This window comes from Bacteroidota bacterium, from assembly GCA_016718825.1.
GTDB lineage: Bacteria > Bacteroidota > Bacteroidia > J057 > JADKCL01 > JADKCL01.
This window is the reverse complement of record JADKCL010000004.1, coordinates 110029-126571: the sequence shown is the minus strand read 5'-3', so window position 1 is coordinate 126571 and position 16543 is coordinate 110029. Positions and strand designations below refer to the sequence as shown.

Sequence of the window (16543 nt, the reverse complement as noted above, 5' to 3'; positions counted from 1 at the left end):
CCATGAAACATCCGGAATCCATGGATCACTCCGAATTCGCTGCCAGCATCTTTGACAAATACGCCGAAGGCTATCAGTCGCGGTTCATGGACATCAGCGCTTACCACGACAGTTTGGATGTTTTGCTTGCCGCGATATCGGTCAAGGCTGCAAAAGTTCTCGAGGTCGCATGCGGCCCGGGGAATGTTACCCAATATTTGCTGCAAAAGCGCCCGGATTTGCAGATTTTGGGCACTGATCTATCTCCGAATATGTTGGCCCTCGCCCAAGCCAACAATCCGACCGCGCAATTTGAGCTTCTGGACGGTCGGGCCATCTTGCAAGTTCCGGAGCAGTTGGATGCGATTGTCGCGGCATTTTTCTTTCCGTACATTTCCAAGGAAGAGGCGCTGCGTTTCATTCAAGATAGTGCAACCAAACTCGCACCGGGTGGCGTCCTCTACATCAGCACCATGGAAGACGACTATGCAAAATCGGGAATTCGCAAAGGCAGCCAAGGCGATGAAATTTTTATGCATTTTCACGAAGCCGGCTATTTGACAGCGCAGCTCAAGGCTTGCGGATTCGATTTACTCTACGAAAGTCGGGTTCGCGCAGCAGGGCCGGATGGGGATGTGGATTTAATTCTGATCGCAAGGAAAACAGGGAAATGAACATCGGAGAGTTGCTCAACGACAAGGGGTTAAAGCCCAAGGAAAAGACCAACGCGCTCAGTACGGCGTTGCTGAACCAAAGCCTATCGGTGGCAGATTTGCTGTTGTTCGCAGGGAAGGCAAAGGATCCTTTGAAAGCCACTTGTATCGAAGCTTTGGAATACGCGACAAAACAAAATCCAGCATTGGCTACGTTGGACTGCCTTCAATTTGTTTCCAATGCATTGAAAGCCAAGGCACCACGCGTGAAATGCGAATCGGCCAGGGTGATTGGAAACATAGCCTACCTTTTTCCGGGCCATTTGGAGGAAGCCATCGGCAACTTGCTTTCCAATACCGAACACGAAGGAACCGTCGTGCGATGGAGTGCAGCCTTTGCCTTGGGCGAGATTTTCAAGATTAAAACGCCGCACAATGCAGATCTTTTGCCTGCGTTCGAGGCGATTTGCGCGCGGGAGGAAAAGGGGAGCATTCAGAAGATCTACCGCAGTGCAATCAAGTTGCAAGAAATCTGAAAAATGAATAGCTTAAGGCTTGCATTGAAACGTAATCATAATTCCTGATGATCAATCCCGAAACCATCCGCAAGATTCTTCTCACCTGCCTCGTTTTGGTAGCAATTGTTGGTTCGTTCAATGCGCAAACGAATTGCTGCCCATACATTTCCCCAATCGAGATCATTCCCACTCAGCCTACCACAAGTGATTCGGTGAGGATCGTGACACAAACGACGACTCCTGGCTACGGTCAAGAAATTTCATACAGTTTCTCTTTGCAAGGAAATTTGATCCAATTGAATGGCTGTTTTGCGGATGGGATGCTGACCGTTCCACGGACGTTTTTGGATACAACAATGCTTGGACCGTTGCAGGGAGGATTTTATACAGTGAATTACTTGGGAACCATTTCTTCCAATGACACCGTTTGCGTTCCGGTAGATTCCAACAGCGTGACTTTGAATTTCGAGGTTGTGAACTTGGCTAGCATCGCAAATGAAGGTTTACCCTCTAACGGCTTTTCCATTGCCCCTAACCCCGTGGTGGACGAATTTGTGGTGATTTCGCGCAAATCAGTCGGAAGATTGGAGCTAACACTCACCAATGCTTTGGGACAAGTTTGCTATTACACCACCTTGAATGCCGGCGCTTCAGTTGATATTCGGTCTTTTCCGGCAGGCATGTATTGGATCAAAATTGGTACTGCGGGTAGTCAATCAGTTTACAAAGTTTTCAAGAATTGAATGGCCGATCGACTGGAAGAATCAGCGAAATGGTGCCTCCGAGCTATCTTTCAGCTGTAGAATCAAGCGGTGTCAATTCGGCTACGGCTTGGCAAACCGCTCTACACTTCGCCAGTATTTGTCCTTGAAGATCTCAAATTCAATCTGAAAACTGCCCTTGTATTCCTTTTCAATCGCCTCCATCACTTTAGACGGTTTCCGGAAATCCCGGCAGGCCATAAAGATGGATCGGAGGTTTTCGGAAGTTTGCCGCCCAATGTTGAGATAGCCTTCATGGTCAGGGAGTTGGGCGATGATTTTGTCTTCAATGGTATTCAGCGAATCGGCTGTTGATTGGTCGGGCATGCCGTGATCGCCGTCAGCGGGATAGCCGATTTCCACGATCACCATCCAAGGATGCGAGGCTTTTCGGTCCCATTGCAGCAGATCTTGGTTGATCGTTGCAATGAGCCCTTTCCCGTTTTGCAGCGTTGCTTCCATGATGGCGTAGTTGCCATGCTCGGTATTCTGTCTTTCGCCCTCGTATTTTTCAACGAATTCAGCTTGCCGCCACGTGAGGTAGGGGCCAAGTTTGTCCATGGTCATCAATTCGCCGGCTGCATCCCCCTTTCCTACGATGAAAACCTGATCGATTTCGGTGACGACCCTCAGGTCCCCAAGGTAGTTGTCTAGAAATACGAAGCAGCCGTTGGTGATCACAGGGCGGTTTTCGGCTGTCAAATCGCGATGTACGACCGCGATTTGAATCAAATCCGGGAACGCTGAATCCTCGATCGGATAGAAATGCAACGTTTTGTGGTCAAATTGGATGCCCTCCATTTCGACGCCAAAGGTGGTGCTGTCGAAGGCAGGTTTGTGAGCTGTGAAGGTCCATCCTGGGATCGGAGGTGCTGCAGCAACGAGTTCTTCGACAAAAACGAAATTCCGCAAATTCCCTTCCGCCGAAAAGACCAATTCCACTGTCTCCGGGTCTTGCATACCCGTCAACAGGTAAAATCCCTCATGCAACTCGCCCAATTTTGGGGAAACGTGGCTGAAAAAGTCCCTCTGAATATCTCCCATTCGCTTGACAACACTTTGAAAGTTCGGCGCATGTTCCTGAAACCAAGCCCAGAAATCTGCATAGCTGCGAATGGGCTGCTCTTTTTTGCCGAATAATTTTTTGAAGAAGCTCATGGGATTCAAAATGGTTAATGTGAACGAATTCGAATGTGGACCTTCTCGCGCCTATCATGACATGCACCTGCATTGGTCATTTAAGCTTGGGCGTCAGTATGCAAGCATCGCGAATTTTCGTGCCACCTCCAAATTGGCTCAAATGGGACTTCGCAGGAGATACTTGTCATTGGATTGCGTCCTCAAGTGGTTGCCAGGTGGTTTTCGTCGGATTCATCGCTAACCCCGATTCTTAATCCAATGAAGTTGCAATCACCTGAAATCGCTAACTTGGTTCCTGAATTACATTTTCGCACGTGTAGGTATGTTGGAGCTATTTGGAATCCGGTTTCGGAATGGTAAGGTGGTTTTGTCGATTTTGAGCATTGGATGTTTGGCCTTTGCTTCGCTGTCAGCGCAAAACGTCGGTATCGGCCGCAGCAACCCATTCACCAAGTTGCATGTTGCCGGTTGGATCCGCTCCGATTCGTTGGCAGGACCGGATAGCGCCTTGGTGATTGCTGACCCATTGGGAACCCTTCGCCGCTTCGAATTTTCAATGGATCCCAATACGGTTTTGCTGGGCAATGCCACTTGGGGACCGGCACCCGGTGGCGGGGGAAGCGGCGGCCCGGATTGGTACCATCCCGACGACCATGTTACCATCACGCCAATCACGCTTGCCGGCACCTCTTTTCCCTACACCGTGCCCGTCGGCAAAAACCTCTACATCACTAACGTCCACAACAATGTCGGCAATACGACCAACTCACTCGAAATCAACGCCATCACGATGATGATTGGTTACACGAATCGTGGCGACCAAGACGCGATGGGGGCTTTTCTGCGTCCATTGCTCGCGGGGCCGGGCGACGTGATCAGCGGCAAGACCACTACCAATTTCAATGGCTACCTAGTCGACAAGCAGGTGACTCCGGTTTCCGTCAATCTCGTGGGCGCAACTTACACAGTGCCCGTCGGCAAGACCTTGGTGATTACATCTTACTGTTCCTCAGGCGGATTTGGCTCCTTCCTGCGGGTGAATGGGATCAATGTATTCGAAGGATTCAGCCTTTTCCGGGGCGAGGCGGCGCGCAACAGCCACCTCGAGCAAGCCATTTTCGTCGCTGCCGGCAGTGTCGTTTCCAGTACCCACGTCGCGCCCAATTTGGCCACGATCAATGGTTATTTGCGGTAGAGAAGGCAAGGATCTCCGGAATTTTGGGCCGAATCTTGTTCGCAGTGGGGAGTGTGAAGCCAAATTGGATGGGCATCCAAACGCCTGTGGTTGACAATTCGTGGCATCGCATTAGGAATTTTCGTCTCCTTTCCCGAAATCGGCAGCAAAATGTACATCAGCCGGGCTGCCAATGGAGAATGCGGCGGTTGAGGCTATTAGTTTGGAGATATGGAGAATTCCGCGACAACGCAAGGCAGCGTGGCCCTGTTCAATGAACGCCATCCAGCCCTGATCCGCCTCTGGCACTGGCTATTTGCCCTTTTGCTCATCAGCACGATCGTCTTGGTGATGCTCGCCGAATACGTTTTTGATACCCGTGCCAATGCGCCGGCGGTCATGGAGGAGGCCCTCAACCGCGGCGTCGAACTCAGCGAAAAACAAGCACGCGGCATCGCGCACTACTTCCCCGAAAAGCTCTGGGTGCTCCATACTTGGATCGGCTATGGAATTAATTTCCTGTTATTCAGCCGTTTGTTGATCGAAGTGGTCGTCTCGAAGGAGGAAAAAATGCGTAACAAGATCAAGCGTGCTTTGCAGCTTTCCCCAACATCGGATGTCCAAAAACGGGATCGCCTGCATTACATCTGGGTCAAGCGTGGGTATTTGGTCTTTTACCTGTTGATTTTCGTGATGGCAGCAACAGGATTGGGCCTTGCGTTTGAGCATGATGTGGAATTGTTGGACACCTACCACCGCCCGATCAAACAAATCCACGAACTCGGCCAATGGGGAATGTACGCCTACATCGTAGTACACCTTTTTGGGGTTCTACGTGCCGACATGACCAAGTACAATGGTCTAGTTTCAAGGATGATCCACGGGAAGCAGGGGTAAAGGAGACGATTGGACAAGCGCGTCTTTTCTGGTCCACTTCGAATGGATGATTTCCGTTGAAATGGATTATCTTTGATCGATGGTCAAGCGCCTATTTATCATCGCAGGTTGCAATGGAGCTGGAAAAACGACGGCATCCTTTACCATTTTGCCCGAGATTTTGAACTGCAAAGAGTTTGTCAATGCCGACGAAATAGCCCGCGGCTTGTCGCCCTTTCAGCCGGAAAAGGTTGCTTTTGAAGCTGGCAGGATCATGCTCAGGCGCATCGACGAACTTCTGGAGCGCGGCGAAACCTTTGCTTTTGAGACCACCCTCGCAACGAAAAGCTACCGCACGACCGTGGAGGAAGCCAAGGCGAAAGGGTACGTCGTGACTTTGTTGTTTTTTTGGTTGGACAGCGTTCAATTGGCCATTGACCGTGTCGCCGAAAGAGTGCGCAATGGTGGGCACAACATTGAGACAGATGTTATCCGAAGAAGGTATGTAAGCGGTCTGCAGAATCTGTTTGGGATTTACCTTCCGGTCGTGAGCGAAGCTACGATTTTTGATAATTCTCTTGGAGCGCCAATGTTGATTGCTCATAAGTCGACTGGCAGTCCACCTCAAACCCGCCCATCCCAATTCTCCACAAACCGGATCAGCACCTCTTTCATGGACTCCAGCGCTTGCGGATTGATGTTTGCCGCGACGTCGAGGCGTGTATGGTAGGTCGGGTCCAAGCGTCCCGAATTGAGGCCGATCACCGTGATCGCCGGCAAGCCGTTCATATGGAAGGCTGAGCCATCCGAAGCGCCGACCGTGATCGGCAACTTGAGTGCGGGCACTTCTGCATCGTCAAAGGCCTTTTGCACCAGCGCGATGTGTTCCTTTTTGTAGTAAACAAACGTGCTGATTTCGCTGATGCAAATCGTCAAGTGCTCTGGGTCCTTGATCGAATCGAGGTTAAAGAGAAATGCCTTTTCGTCCAGCAATTGTTGCTTGTGCGCCCGTGCGTAGGCATGTGACCCGCGCAAACACGCCTCCTCGGATCCGAAGCTGATCACGCGCAAACGTGTATGCTTGAGCCTGCGCGCCGAAAAGACCTTGGCCATTTCGACGGAGAGCGCCACGCCCGTGAGGTTGTCGATCGCGCCATCGACGACCCTATCTCCAAAAAATTTGTACCAAATCAGCTGCAAGGGCGCCATCACCACAAAAATCCACCATCCGTAACTCCACCAATTTGCTGTGATGACCATGCTCAGCAGCGCATAGACGCCCAAGAATGTCAGCGCAAACCCGCCAAACAGGGTCATTTCGATGCCACGCTGCTTGAAGCGGTACCACCACTGAAATTCGCGGACGCTGTCGATATGGCCGGCGATGATCAGCGTGTCCCGCACTTCACCCGTGGGTTCGATGTCGCCGATGACGTTCCAAGACGCCTGTTTCCGCCACAAAAAATCCAGCCAATGCCGGTAGCTCACAAAATGCCCCAGAAACAGGACCGTATTCAAAATTCCGAGCAAACCAGCTGCATAGACATTGACTTTCAGCAGGATCAGCACCAAAAAATACACCGTCACAAAGATCTTCATCGACCCGAAATGGGATTCCAAAGGCGCCTGAAACTCCTCAACCTCCACCTTGTCGCAGTAGTTTTTCAGATACTCCGCAGTGTAGGCTTGGGCGTCTCTTTCGGCAGTGCTGCCCGGGTAGCGACCGCCAAAGCGGCTGATGATGTCTTGGATGAAAGGAAGCATCTACTGGAATTGGTGAGCGGCGAAGATAGGGTATTGGTGGTCTCGGTTGCAAATGTTTAGGAATCGGTTTGTTGCAGGTTAGTTAAAGGACGTTGCCAACTCACCCATTCCGTTTCCCAACCTCCTCCTCCAGCTCCTTCAACTCCTCCAAATCAAACAAATCCGCGGCAGCTGCTTCGGCGGCCTTGCGCTGCTGATCAAACGCTGCATAAACTTCGCGTACTTGCTCCTCCATCATGCCGTGGCTGATTTGTCCGACGCCTTGCAGGACTTGCTTGTCTTGAAATTCTAGAAGCCGATCGACATTGTCCCGCCAGAAGCGCATCGTGATGTCTTGACGATTTTTCACCCTGAGCTCGGCGCTTTCAAGGAAGAGCACGACCAATCGGTTCAGGGTATCGAGTTCGTCGGCATTGAGATAATTTTTGGCGACGATGATGTCTTGCTTGCGCACGACGTTGCCTTTCCAAGAGGTCAAACCCATGTTGGGGAGGCTCGCGTTGGCGCGTGAGACAATGACTTCGGCCGCTGTCTGTCCTGTGACGGCATAGAGGAGCTTGTTTTGGGTCTCCGCAAAGAACATTTGGGTCGCCTTATCGCTTTGGTCATAGTCGCTGCTCAATGCAAACAAATCCCGCACCTTCTGATAAAACCGCTTTTCCGATGCCCGGATTTCGCGGATGCGCTCCAACAACTCATCAAAATAGTCAAAACGGCCATTCGGATTCTTCAGCCGCTCATCGTCCATCACAAAGCCCTTGACCAAGTATTCCCGCAAGTGGTTGTTGGCCCAGATGCGAAACTGAGTGCCGCGTTTGCTTCGAACCCGGAATCCGATCGCCAGGATCATGTCGAGGGAGTAGAAGGTGACTTCGTACTGCTTGCCGTCAGAGGCAGTTGTAAAGTAATTCTTTACAACTGAATTTGAATTTAACTCTTTATCATCCAGTACATTAGCGATGTGTTGGCCAATGTTTTGCTTAGAGGTGTCAAAAAGTTCTGCGAGTTGCGCTTGACTCATCCAAGCACTACCGTCGCGGGCATACAAAGCAACTGCAGCCTTGCCGTCGGCAGTATTGTAAATGATGATGTTCTGTTCTTCGCTTTCCATGGTTGGAGCAATGTGATTCGGATTAACAATCGATCTTGGCAGACTCTTTCGAGTTTTGGCATTGACCGAGAATGCAAATTTAAAGAGAAATCTCGAAATTGTAACTAAGATTTGGTGCCAAATACGATCAGAAATGGCGATCCGGCCAAGTTTATGCCAAAACTAATAGCTAAGAATTTCAAAGAATGCCTATTGTCGATTCCCTGCAAGTATAGTCAGCCGAAAATGCGCAGCCAATTGACCACCTGAAACAAGTTTGTCCTTTTTGCCTGTCGTGACTATCTTTGATCAAAGAAGAAATCTAATGTCATGCTTGACTTGAATTATATCACAGATGCGACGGGCAAGCAAATTGCAGTACAAATCGCCATGAGTGATTGGCTGCTCTTCGAAAAGCAATTCCAGGAATTCAAACGGAAGCTGGTAGTTTTGCAAGGGATAAAAGACGCACTCAAGGAAGTAGACGATGCCAAGAAGGAAGGACGCGAGTTGCAATCGCTAAAGGATTTTCTGAGTGAATGTTGAGCTGGTTTTTATTGATCTCGTTGAAAAGTATTCCTCCCCATCCAAATGATCATTCAGAATTTCATTGATGAGAAGACCTTTCCCTTGCTTCAGAAGCTGTAGGTATCTACCAAATCTGGTGTCCCTCGATCAGGTTCAGTCTTTATGATGAATCGTTTACTGCTGGCTCCTTCTCAATTTCTCTCGGCGAACGTTTTCTTACAATCTATTCATGGTGTGATGGCGAGGAAAGGTATCAATTTTTTCTTGAGGAAAACGAATCACCGCAGGGTATACGACGTAAAATAGAAGGACCTTTTAAAGGTGCTTTTCTTGAGGCTTCCGACGTGGTGCTTGGCCCTATCAGCAGCGTTGTTCGAACATCAATTCTTCGGAAAAAAGAAGACAACTGGGGATACGAATACGATGCAGCCATTTTACTCAAGCTGGAAAGTGGACAACCCTTGCTTTTTAGTGTTTCCGAGACAATTCCAGGCTTGACCGAGCTGATTTGCAACGAGAAAGCAATTGAGGAGCGAATTAAGGACATGGATATTAGGCTTGAGTGGTAGTCGTCTGCAATTCAATCGGATTTTTCATTTCGAAAGGAGCAATAAAGTTCCGTTTCAAGTCTCCTTTCAGGTGAAAAGGAGCCACCCAACATTCCCCCAAAACCCGTTATCTTCGCGGCACCCAAAAGTAGATTCCAATGAAACAACTCATAGAATGCGTACCCAACTTTTCAGAGGGCCGCGACAAGGATAAAATCAAGCAAATCACCGACGCCATTGAGTCTGTCGAGGGCATTTCCCTGCTCGACGTGGACATGGGCGCATCGACCAATCGCACCGTCGTGACCTTTGTCGGCGAACCCGCTGCGGTCGTCGAGGCGGCGTACCGAGGCATCGCCAAGGCTGCCGAACTCATCGACATGCGTACCCACAAGGGCGCACACCCCCGCATGGGCGCTACCGACGTCACGCCGCTGATTCCGATCGCCGGCATCACCTTTGACGAATGCATCGTTTGGGCAAAGGAGCTCGGCAAAAGGGTAGGGGAATTGGGCATCCCCGTTTACCTCTACGAAATGGCCGCTTCGACGCCGGAGCGCAGGAATTTGGCGGTCATCCGTGCCGGCGAATACGAGGCCTTCGCCACCAAAATTTATCAGCCGGAGTGGAAACCTGACTTTGGACCCCAGGAATTCAACGCCAAGGCGGGCCAATCCGTCATCGGCGTACGCGATTTCCTCATTGCCTACAACGCCAATTTGAACACGACTTCGGTGCGGCGCGCAAATTCGGTGGCGTTTGATGTGCGGGAAAATGGCCGGCCCAAAACAGAAGACGGCACACCTTGGGGCAAAAAAGTCCTCGACGCCAATGGCGAAGAAATCCGCGAGCCGGGAATGCTGAAATCCGTGAAAGCCATCGGATGGATGGTCGAGGAATACGGCATCGCGCAGGTGAGCATGAACCTCACCAACATCAGCGTGACGCCCTTGCACGAAGCATTTGACGCCTGTTGTGTGAGCGCCACCAACCGCGGGCTGCGTGTCACGGGCTCGGAAATCGTAGGCCTTTTGCCGTTGAATGCCATGTTGGATGCAGGACGCCATTACCTGAAAAAGCAAAACGTGAGCGAAGGTGTGAGCGAGGAGGAATTGATTCGCATCGCTGTGAAATCCATGGGTCTCGACGAATTGTACCCCTTCAATCCCAAGGAAAAGATCATCGAATACCGCATCGCCGACGAAAACAAGGCCAAGTTGGTCAAAATGAACCTGCGGCAGTTTTGCAACGAAACCTTGAGCGATTCGCCCGCGCCGGGCGGCGGCTCTGTGGCGGCATTGGTCGGCGCCTTGGGCGTGTCCCTCGGTGGAATGGTCGCCAACCTCAGCGCCGCCAAACAAGGCTGGGACGCCCGCATTCCCGAATTCAGCGCGATTGCGACCAAGGCGCAGGGCATCAAGGATCAGTTGCTTTACCTCGTGGACGAAGACACCGCGGCCTTCAACAAGGTCATGGATGCCTTTCGCCTGCCCAAGGACACCGACCTCGAAAAAGCTGCGCGCAGCGCCGCGATCCAATCCGCCAACGAATATGCAGCGCAGGTGCCCTTTTCCGTCATGCAAAAGGCATTCGAAGCTTATGCCTTGATCAAGCAAATGGCCGAAAATGGCAATCCAGCTTCGATCACGGACGCAGGCGTGGGCGCGTTGTGCATCCACACATGCATCCAAGGCGCAGCCCTCAACGTGCGCATCAACCTCGGCGGCCTCAAAAACGAAGACTTCAAAGCCGAACTCGGCAAAAAAGTTGCAATGCTGATCAATGATTCGGCAATGACGCTGCGGGAGATTTTGGCTGTGGTGGAATCCAAGATGGGCTGATACGATATTCTACTGAAATTTGGCCACGAAGACACCAAGGCACGAAGACACGAATCTGAGTCCAAGTTGCTTTGTGCCTTCGTGTCTTTGTGGCTGAAAAAAGGAATCAAGATTTTACCTGAACCATTTCGCAACCCTAAAAACCAAAGCCGCTGGCAAATTCCTTCGAATTCGCCAGCGGCTTTTGATCAAGACAAACTTGGTTATTGGACTGCGAGCTTGAACGTCTTGCGTTGGCCTTGCTCGGAAGTCACCTCCACCATGTAAGTTCCTGCGGCCAAGGCCTTGAGGTCGAATGCGACTTCATCACCCAGCTGCGGCAGGGATTTGACCAAAATGCTGCGGCCAAACATGTCGGTGACCGTCACTTTGATCGCATAACCGATCGGTGCGGCGGTGCGAAGCTTGAACTGATCCTTGGCAGGGTTGGGATAGATGCTCAGATCGCTCCATTCGCCCATGGCATTGCCGATGCCGACAAAAGTCACAAACAGCGTGTCGCTGACGGCTGAGCAGCCATTGCTGTCCACGGCCATCACGGAGTATGTTCCCGATTGCGTCACCGAATAGGTATTCGAAGTCGCGCCCGAGATATTGTTCCCGTTCAAGAGCCATTGGAAGCCCGTAAATCCGCCGTTGCAGGTCAAATCGTTGCCGTTTTGGGTAAATGTCGGTGTTTGAACTGCGAATGCTGCGACGACAACCGTGGTGGTGCTCGTGCATCCTGCGACATCGCTCACGGTGACCGTGTAGCTACCGGGAGCTAGATTTTGCAAATCTTCGGTGGATGCGCCATTGCTCCAGGCATAAGTCAGTGCTTGGCAATTGTTGCCACCTGTGTAGGTCAGGTCAATGGAACCTGTCGAATCGCCGGCGCAACTTTGTGTGGTTGTGGAGCTCCCTTGAAGCGCGGAGGGTTCGGTGACGGTAACCGTCTGCACGGTGCTGCCACCACCGATGTCGGTGACGGTAACCGTATAGGTGCCTGCCACAAGTCCGGTGACAGTGGCCGTGTTGCCACCATTGTTCCACATATAGGTGTACGTACCGCATCCGCCAGCGGCAGTTGCCGTGGCGACGCCGTCTGAGCCACCGTTGCAGCCAACGTTGAATCCGCAAACCGTTGTATCAGCAGCGACCGATGCGGTAGGGTTGGCGCCCATCACGAAGATGGTTGTGGCGCAAGTGGCTGTGTTGCCATTGTTGTCAGTGACCGTCAGCGTGACGGAGTTGGTGCCGGCATTGTTGCATGTGAAGCTGGTCTGGCTCAATGCCGACGAAGCGATCGTGCAGTTGTCGGTGCTGCCATTGTTGACGGCAGATGCGGTGGTGCTGGCATTGCCGTTGGCGTCGAGGGTGACCGTAATCGCTTGGCAGTTGGCCACGGGAGCGACGTTGTCTACGGTCACAGTCACGGCGGTCCTGGTAGAAGGGGAGCAGACCGTGCCGACAGCTTCGGCGTAGTAGATCGTTGTCACGCTCGGACTCACTGCAAAATTTGCACCACTGAGGCTGGAGCCGATGGAAACGCCGCCCACAGGAACAGTGTACCAATGGATGGTATTTCCGGCAGAAGTTGCATTCATGTCAGCGGTACTGCCCAAGCAAATCATCGGCGGCGAAGCCGTGACGTTCGAAGGGGAGGTGCAAGGAGCAGAAATGACGGGGGTAATGACAATCATGCCGTTACCTTGGCGCACGCCTTGGGTATGGGTAACGGACGTTGCGAGGGGAGAAGTATAGCTGCTGCCACCACCTGCACCTTCGAAGCAACCTGAACCGCCACCGTAGTAGCCGCCTCCACCGCCGCTGCCGTATCCCTGAACCGTATTGGAGCCACCGATTCCGAAGCTACCGTTGGTATTGCCAGTGCAATAGGTATGCGAAGTAGGTCCGGCAATTCCACCGGCAGCTTGCGTGCCTCCGGAGCCAGTGTATTGACAATCCGAACAGGAGAATAAGCATCCTGAACCACCGGTCAAACCACCACCATGGCCGCCTTCGGCAGTCCAAGTACCGCAGTTGCTACCCGATCCGCCACCGCCACCGGCAACAATGATCCTGTCATTCAGCGTGTTGCCTCCACGGCGAATGTCAGATGCACCACCACCACCGGCATAGCCGGTATTGGAACCTGGATTGCCTCCGCCGTTGAAGCCGCCGGCAGTTTCCGAACCTGTTCCGCCCACGTAGACGTTCAAGACCTCGCCCGGTGTCACAGGATGTGTTGCTTGAACGCTTCCGCCATAACCTTGTAAGCCAAATCCGGCGCCTCCGTAAGCATCAACCGTGATCGATGTGCAACCAACCGGCACTGTATACGTTTGGACCGCGCCTGTGTAATTGAAGGTCGTTTGCGCCATCAATTGTCCGCCAGCAAGCAACAACAAACCTGCCGCAAGACATCGTTGTGTCGCAGGCAACTTGCCGATCTTGCCGATCATTTTTTGTAGTAATTTCTTCATAGTACCAATATTGTGTTTAAAGTATCTTTTGAGAGAGAATAAAATTCAGCGCATTTTGAGGCATTACCCGTACCCAGAAGCAATGTCATGATTCCTTGGCAGGAAAAAAAGACAATGTCTCGTTCCTGCCATGAATTTCAGGGGAGGGTTTCGTGCAGCAATCGGGGAAAATTCTAAATGGATTGAATTTCAGGTCATTAGCGAATCCATATTCTCTGGCGATCATTCCTGAATGTTTGCCAGGCACCACCGCGCCGAATTGCGAAAGGTTGGTAAATCGGTTATATTCGAGGAAATGAGTACAATGAAGAGAAGAATTGTCACCCCCATTGCATTGCTGTTGCTTGTTTTGACGGTTGTTTCGTGTCGCGAATTGGATCCTGGACCCCCGCTCATCGATGGTGGAGATACCCTCGAAAATCCGGATACTGTCGGATTGGATTTCCCGGTTGCCCTTCACGGGGATGTTTGACGTCACCTGTACCTACCGCGAAGCCGGCTGGCCCGATACCTATTATCAGTTCAGTGATTCCGTGATGTTATTCGATTCTTTGAAATTGGCCGTTCCAAGGACGCCGGGGTCACCTGCCTATCCTTTTGTCGATTCCAGTGGCAGATTTTACACTGATTTTCTGGCGAATCCCTACCAAATCCATGAGGGCAATTTCATCGGATTGGACAGTTTCCATCTCTACATCCACATGGATCAGGTGCCACATACGTTTAGTTATACCGTGGATGGGAAGCGGCAATGACGTGTTGCATTTTTCAAGGCTTCGACCAACGGGTTGCCTCAAAATCCATCAATGTACCGCCGGGAAGAAAACGTGCCCTGAAGAAGTGGTGGTGAACATTTGGTTGGTCGTGTTTGCGTTGCAAACAATAATCGACAACATGCCGTCAGCAATACGCACAAAGGCTTCGCCTGGCCCGACCAGGTAAGCCGAATAGGTCGTTTCTATTCGAATCACGAGCGAGTAGGACCCTTCGATGGATTGATCCAGGGTGAACATGGTGCTTGTAGCGAAATTGTAGTTGCTGGCTACTGTAATCTTGGCCGACCCATTCGTTCCTCCGAGCCGATAAACGTGATTGCCCTGAAAGTCAAGTTGATGTGAGAATGTAGTAAAATCCATTTGCGTGAATCCGTTGATCGTCCACGAGCTTGTATCGGGGGTGCACGGCGGTGGCGGCAAACAGGGCAAACAAGGACCCCCACAATCAATTTCCGTCTCATTTTGATTCAGGATGCCGTCCGTGCAAGACGGGCATGGCGTACAAGTGCCGCCGCAGTCCACACCCTCTTCCGTTTGATTCAGGATGCCATCTGAACAGGTTTCAATGGGTTCGGGCGCGCCAAGATTGCAAGCGGCAACGGCAGTGGAAAACAGCAGAATGAACCATGCGTTTTTGAAGCTCATCATTTGGAAGTTAAGGAATCACAAGGTATTATTGGGCAAATTAACTTATAGAATCGGCATGATCAAGCGCAATCTGTATAATTGGAACAAGTATTTTTTGATGTTGCTGTTATTGACGGCAGCCTGCAGCGAGGCTTTGACACAAATTGGCCTTACGGGCAGGGTAAGTTATACCAATCCGATTATTGGTCGCAAGGGGCAAGCTTATGGCGGCTCGGCAGGGCTAGAATTTGAATTTGACCAAATTCTTTCCGAAAGCGGTACACATTTCTATTACGGGATAGGGTTTACCTTTTTCACACCCAAGCCAGGGCCGCATTATGGCACAGACAACTTTGGTGCACAAGCCTCATTTTCCTATGGCAAGGTGCCGATGATCCCCTTGATGGTCGGCTTCAGGCAAGGTCTGATCCGGGATGCCAAATTCAATCCCTACCTCGGGTTCAATTTGGGCTATTACTTTACGTTTTACGAAGAAAGGTCAAGCAGTCCCGTAGGCCAGAACGGAGAAACCTTCATTGGGGGAATGATCGGCGTTGGACCTTGTGCCGGGTTGATGGTCAACTATGGGAATCTCATTTCATTTGGATTCGATTTCCGGACCCATTTCATGGGAAGCCCTGATGCAACGATCGGATTCAGCTACATCGACACCGGAATTTTTGTCAATCTTGCCTTGGAATAAGCGCGAGGAGACGATTATTCGGCCGCACTGATTTTCCCATCCTCCCCGACAGTCATCCATTGGCCACCCTTGGAAACGCTGATCTGACCTGATGGGGAAAAAAGATGCAGCTGCGTTCTTGGCTGATGATTTCCATTTCCAGAATTCGCTTCAACGGTTGCGGCCATTTGGAAATCGTCAAATTCGAATGGCGTTACGGCTTGGCCTACGGCGTCAATCAATCCGAATTTTTTGCCTTGCTTCACCATTGCTACGCCTTGCTCAAAATCGGTGGCATAGTCATAAATGCAAGGAATGACGATTTCCCCGTTTTGGTTGAGGAATCCCCATTTCGCAGAATTGCCGCTGACAATCGATACAGCCGCCAAACCATCCGACCAGCTTCCGATTTCGAGAAATTCGAAGGGAGCAATGGCCTCTCCTTTGATATTGAGAATACCCCATTTGCCAGCAGCATTTTTCACCGTGACGAAACCATCCTGCACCCCTTTTGTGGCAATGTAATCCATCGGAATGACGGTCTTCCCCATCGTATCCAAGTATCCGATTCGGTCCATTCCTGTCTTGAACAAGCCACCTTCATAGCTGAATATCGGGTCGCGGTGTTGAATGGGAATGATCGTTTTGCCCGACTGATCGAGCACGCCATACCGAATTTCACCTTCTACAATTCTGGAAACGACAGCGTAGCCAAACCTGAATGGAAACGCCTGATGGTAGGTTTCGCCACCGAAAAGGACGTTGCCGCTCGGATCCACAAAGCGATGCGCGCCCTTGGTACTGCGGTCCACGAGGATGAAAGTGGACCTTCCTGCGGTGTCAAGATCGACCGCAGTCGCCAAGGTGGGCGGCGCATCCTCCAACCGTTCGCAACTGACGAAAAGGACGGAAAGCATTGCAAGAAAAGGAAGCAGAAGATGTTTTCTTAACATGATGATGAACATTGAGAGTGCCTAAGGAATTGGCTTCAATCCGCATGCCAAGGGTGTGGAAAATGAAGGGTGCATTAATTTTGACACTGCTTCCATCATGCCTTGTCGAATCTACATTTGTCTTGAATGGCACCAACATTTTATAGTCTAATAGCTTGAAAATGAAAT

At 51.1% G+C, this 16543-nt stretch carries 17 protein-coding genes; 11 read left to right on the top strand and 6 right to left on the bottom strand.

Annotation, left to right across the window (positions count from 1 at the left end; genetic code table 11):
- The first annotated feature begins 2 nt into the window (after positions 1-2).
- Genes IPN95_05705 through IPN95_05695 form a run of 3 tightly spaced genes read left to right on the top strand, consistent with a single transcriptional unit; the run spans position 3 to position 1893 of the window.
- Positions 3-653 (top strand): class I SAM-dependent methyltransferase, encoded by a 651-nt coding sequence (locus tag IPN95_05705; GenBank protein MBK9448898.1) that lies wholly within the window; start codon positions 3-5, stop codon positions 651-653.
- Positions 650-1168, top strand: a complete 519-nt coding sequence (locus tag IPN95_05700; GenBank protein ID MBK9448897.1) for a hypothetical protein — start codon at positions 650-652, stop codon at positions 1166-1168. The genes IPN95_05705 and IPN95_05700 overlap by 4 nt, the downstream gene beginning before the upstream one ends.
- A gap of 47 nt (positions 1169-1215) precedes the next feature.
- Complete coding sequence (locus tag IPN95_05695) at positions 1216-1893, top strand: T9SS type A sorting domain-containing protein (GenBank protein MBK9448896.1); 678 nt, start codon at positions 1216-1218, stop codon at positions 1891-1893.
- A gap of 81 nt (positions 1894-1974) precedes the next feature.
- Here the strand turns inward: IPN95_05695 and IPN95_05690 are convergent, their stop codons facing one another.
- Positions 1975-3069, bottom strand: coding sequence for a DUF695 domain-containing protein (locus IPN95_05690; protein ID MBK9448895.1), 1095 nt, complete (start codon positions 3067-3069; stop codon positions 1975-1977).
- Between the two features lie 304 nt (positions 3070-3373).
- Here IPN95_05690 and IPN95_05685 point away from each other — a divergent pair, with 304 nt between their 5' ends.
- From IPN95_05685 to IPN95_05675, 3 genes are all read left to right on the top strand, one after another.
- A complete protein-coding gene (locus IPN95_05685) occupies positions 3374-4246 on the top strand; it encodes a hypothetical protein (GenBank protein MBK9448894.1) in 873 nt (290 codons plus the stop codon).
- A gap of 210 nt (positions 4247-4456) precedes the next feature.
- Positions 4457-5122: a cytochrome b/b6 domain-containing protein gene (locus tag IPN95_05680; GenBank protein MBK9448893.1), complete on the top strand. Its 666-nt coding sequence runs from the start codon at positions 4457-4459 to the stop codon at positions 5120-5122.
- Between the two features lie 79 nt (positions 5123-5201).
- Positions 5202-5831 carry a zeta toxin family protein gene (locus tag IPN95_05675; protein ID MBK9448892.1) on the top strand — a complete coding sequence of 210 codons (630 nt, stop codon included), beginning with the start codon at positions 5202-5204 and terminating at the stop codon, positions 5829-5831.
- Here the strand turns inward: IPN95_05675 and IPN95_05670 are convergent.
- Together IPN95_05670 and IPN95_05665 are read right to left on the bottom strand one after the other, a co-directional pair.
- A complete protein-coding gene (locus tag IPN95_05670) occupies positions 5726-6865 on the bottom strand; it encodes a M28 family peptidase (protein MBK9448891.1) in 1140 nt (379 codons plus the stop codon). The genes IPN95_05675 and IPN95_05670 overlap by 106 nt on opposite strands.
- Before the next feature lie 100 nt (positions 6866-6965).
- Positions 6966-7976 (bottom strand): virulence RhuM family protein, encoded by a 1011-nt coding sequence (locus IPN95_05665; GenBank protein MBK9448890.1) that lies wholly within the window; start codon positions 7974-7976, stop codon positions 6966-6968.
- A 309-nt stretch (positions 7977-8285) separates the two neighbouring features.
- On the opposite strand from IPN95_05665, the gene IPN95_05660 reads away from it, so the two are divergent.
- Positions 8286-8501, top strand: coding sequence for a hypothetical protein (locus tag IPN95_05660; protein MBK9448889.1), 216 nt, complete (start codon positions 8286-8288; stop codon positions 8499-8501).
- A 688-nt stretch (positions 8502-9189) separates the two neighbouring features.
- Positions 9190-10872: a glutamate formimidoyltransferase gene (gene ftcD, locus IPN95_05655; GenBank protein ID MBK9448888.1), complete on the top strand. Its 1683-nt coding sequence runs from the start codon at positions 9190-9192 to the stop codon at positions 10870-10872.
- 203 nt (positions 10873-11075) lie between these two features.
- Here ftcD and IPN95_05650 read toward each other — a convergent pair whose 3' ends face one another.
- Complete coding sequence (locus tag IPN95_05650; protein MBK9448887.1) at positions 11076-13337, bottom strand: T9SS type A sorting domain-containing protein; 2262 nt, start codon at positions 13335-13337, stop codon at positions 11076-11078.
- A gap of 304 nt (positions 13338-13641) precedes the next feature.
- On the opposite strand from IPN95_05650, the gene IPN95_05645 reads away from it, so the two are divergent.
- Entirely contained in the window at positions 13642-13809 is a 168-nt protein-coding gene (locus IPN95_05645; GenBank protein MBK9448886.1) for a hypothetical protein, read from the top strand.
- Positions 13802-14092, top strand: coding sequence for a hypothetical protein (locus IPN95_05640; protein MBK9448885.1), 291 nt, complete (start codon positions 13802-13804; stop codon positions 14090-14092). Before IPN95_05645 ends, IPN95_05640 begins: the two co-directional genes overlap by 8 nt.
- A 48-nt stretch (positions 14093-14140) precedes the next feature.
- Here IPN95_05640 and IPN95_05635 read toward each other — a convergent pair whose 3' ends face one another.
- A complete protein-coding gene (locus IPN95_05635) occupies positions 14141-14758 on the bottom strand; it encodes a hypothetical protein (protein MBK9448884.1) in 618 nt (205 codons plus the stop codon).
- Positions 14759-14816: 58 nt separating this feature from the next.
- Between IPN95_05635 and IPN95_05630 the strand changes: the two genes are divergently transcribed.
- Positions 14817-15443, top strand: coding sequence for a hypothetical protein (locus tag IPN95_05630; protein MBK9448883.1), 627 nt, complete (start codon positions 14817-14819; stop codon positions 15441-15443).
- A gap of 14 nt (positions 15444-15457) precedes the next feature.
- Here IPN95_05630 and IPN95_05625 read toward each other — a convergent pair whose 3' ends face one another.
- On the bottom strand, positions 15458-16339 hold the full coding sequence (locus IPN95_05625; protein ID MBK9448882.1) for a WG repeat-containing protein: 882 nt from the start codon (positions 16337-16339) through the stop codon (positions 15458-15460).
- Positions 16340-16543 lie beyond the last annotated feature (204 nt).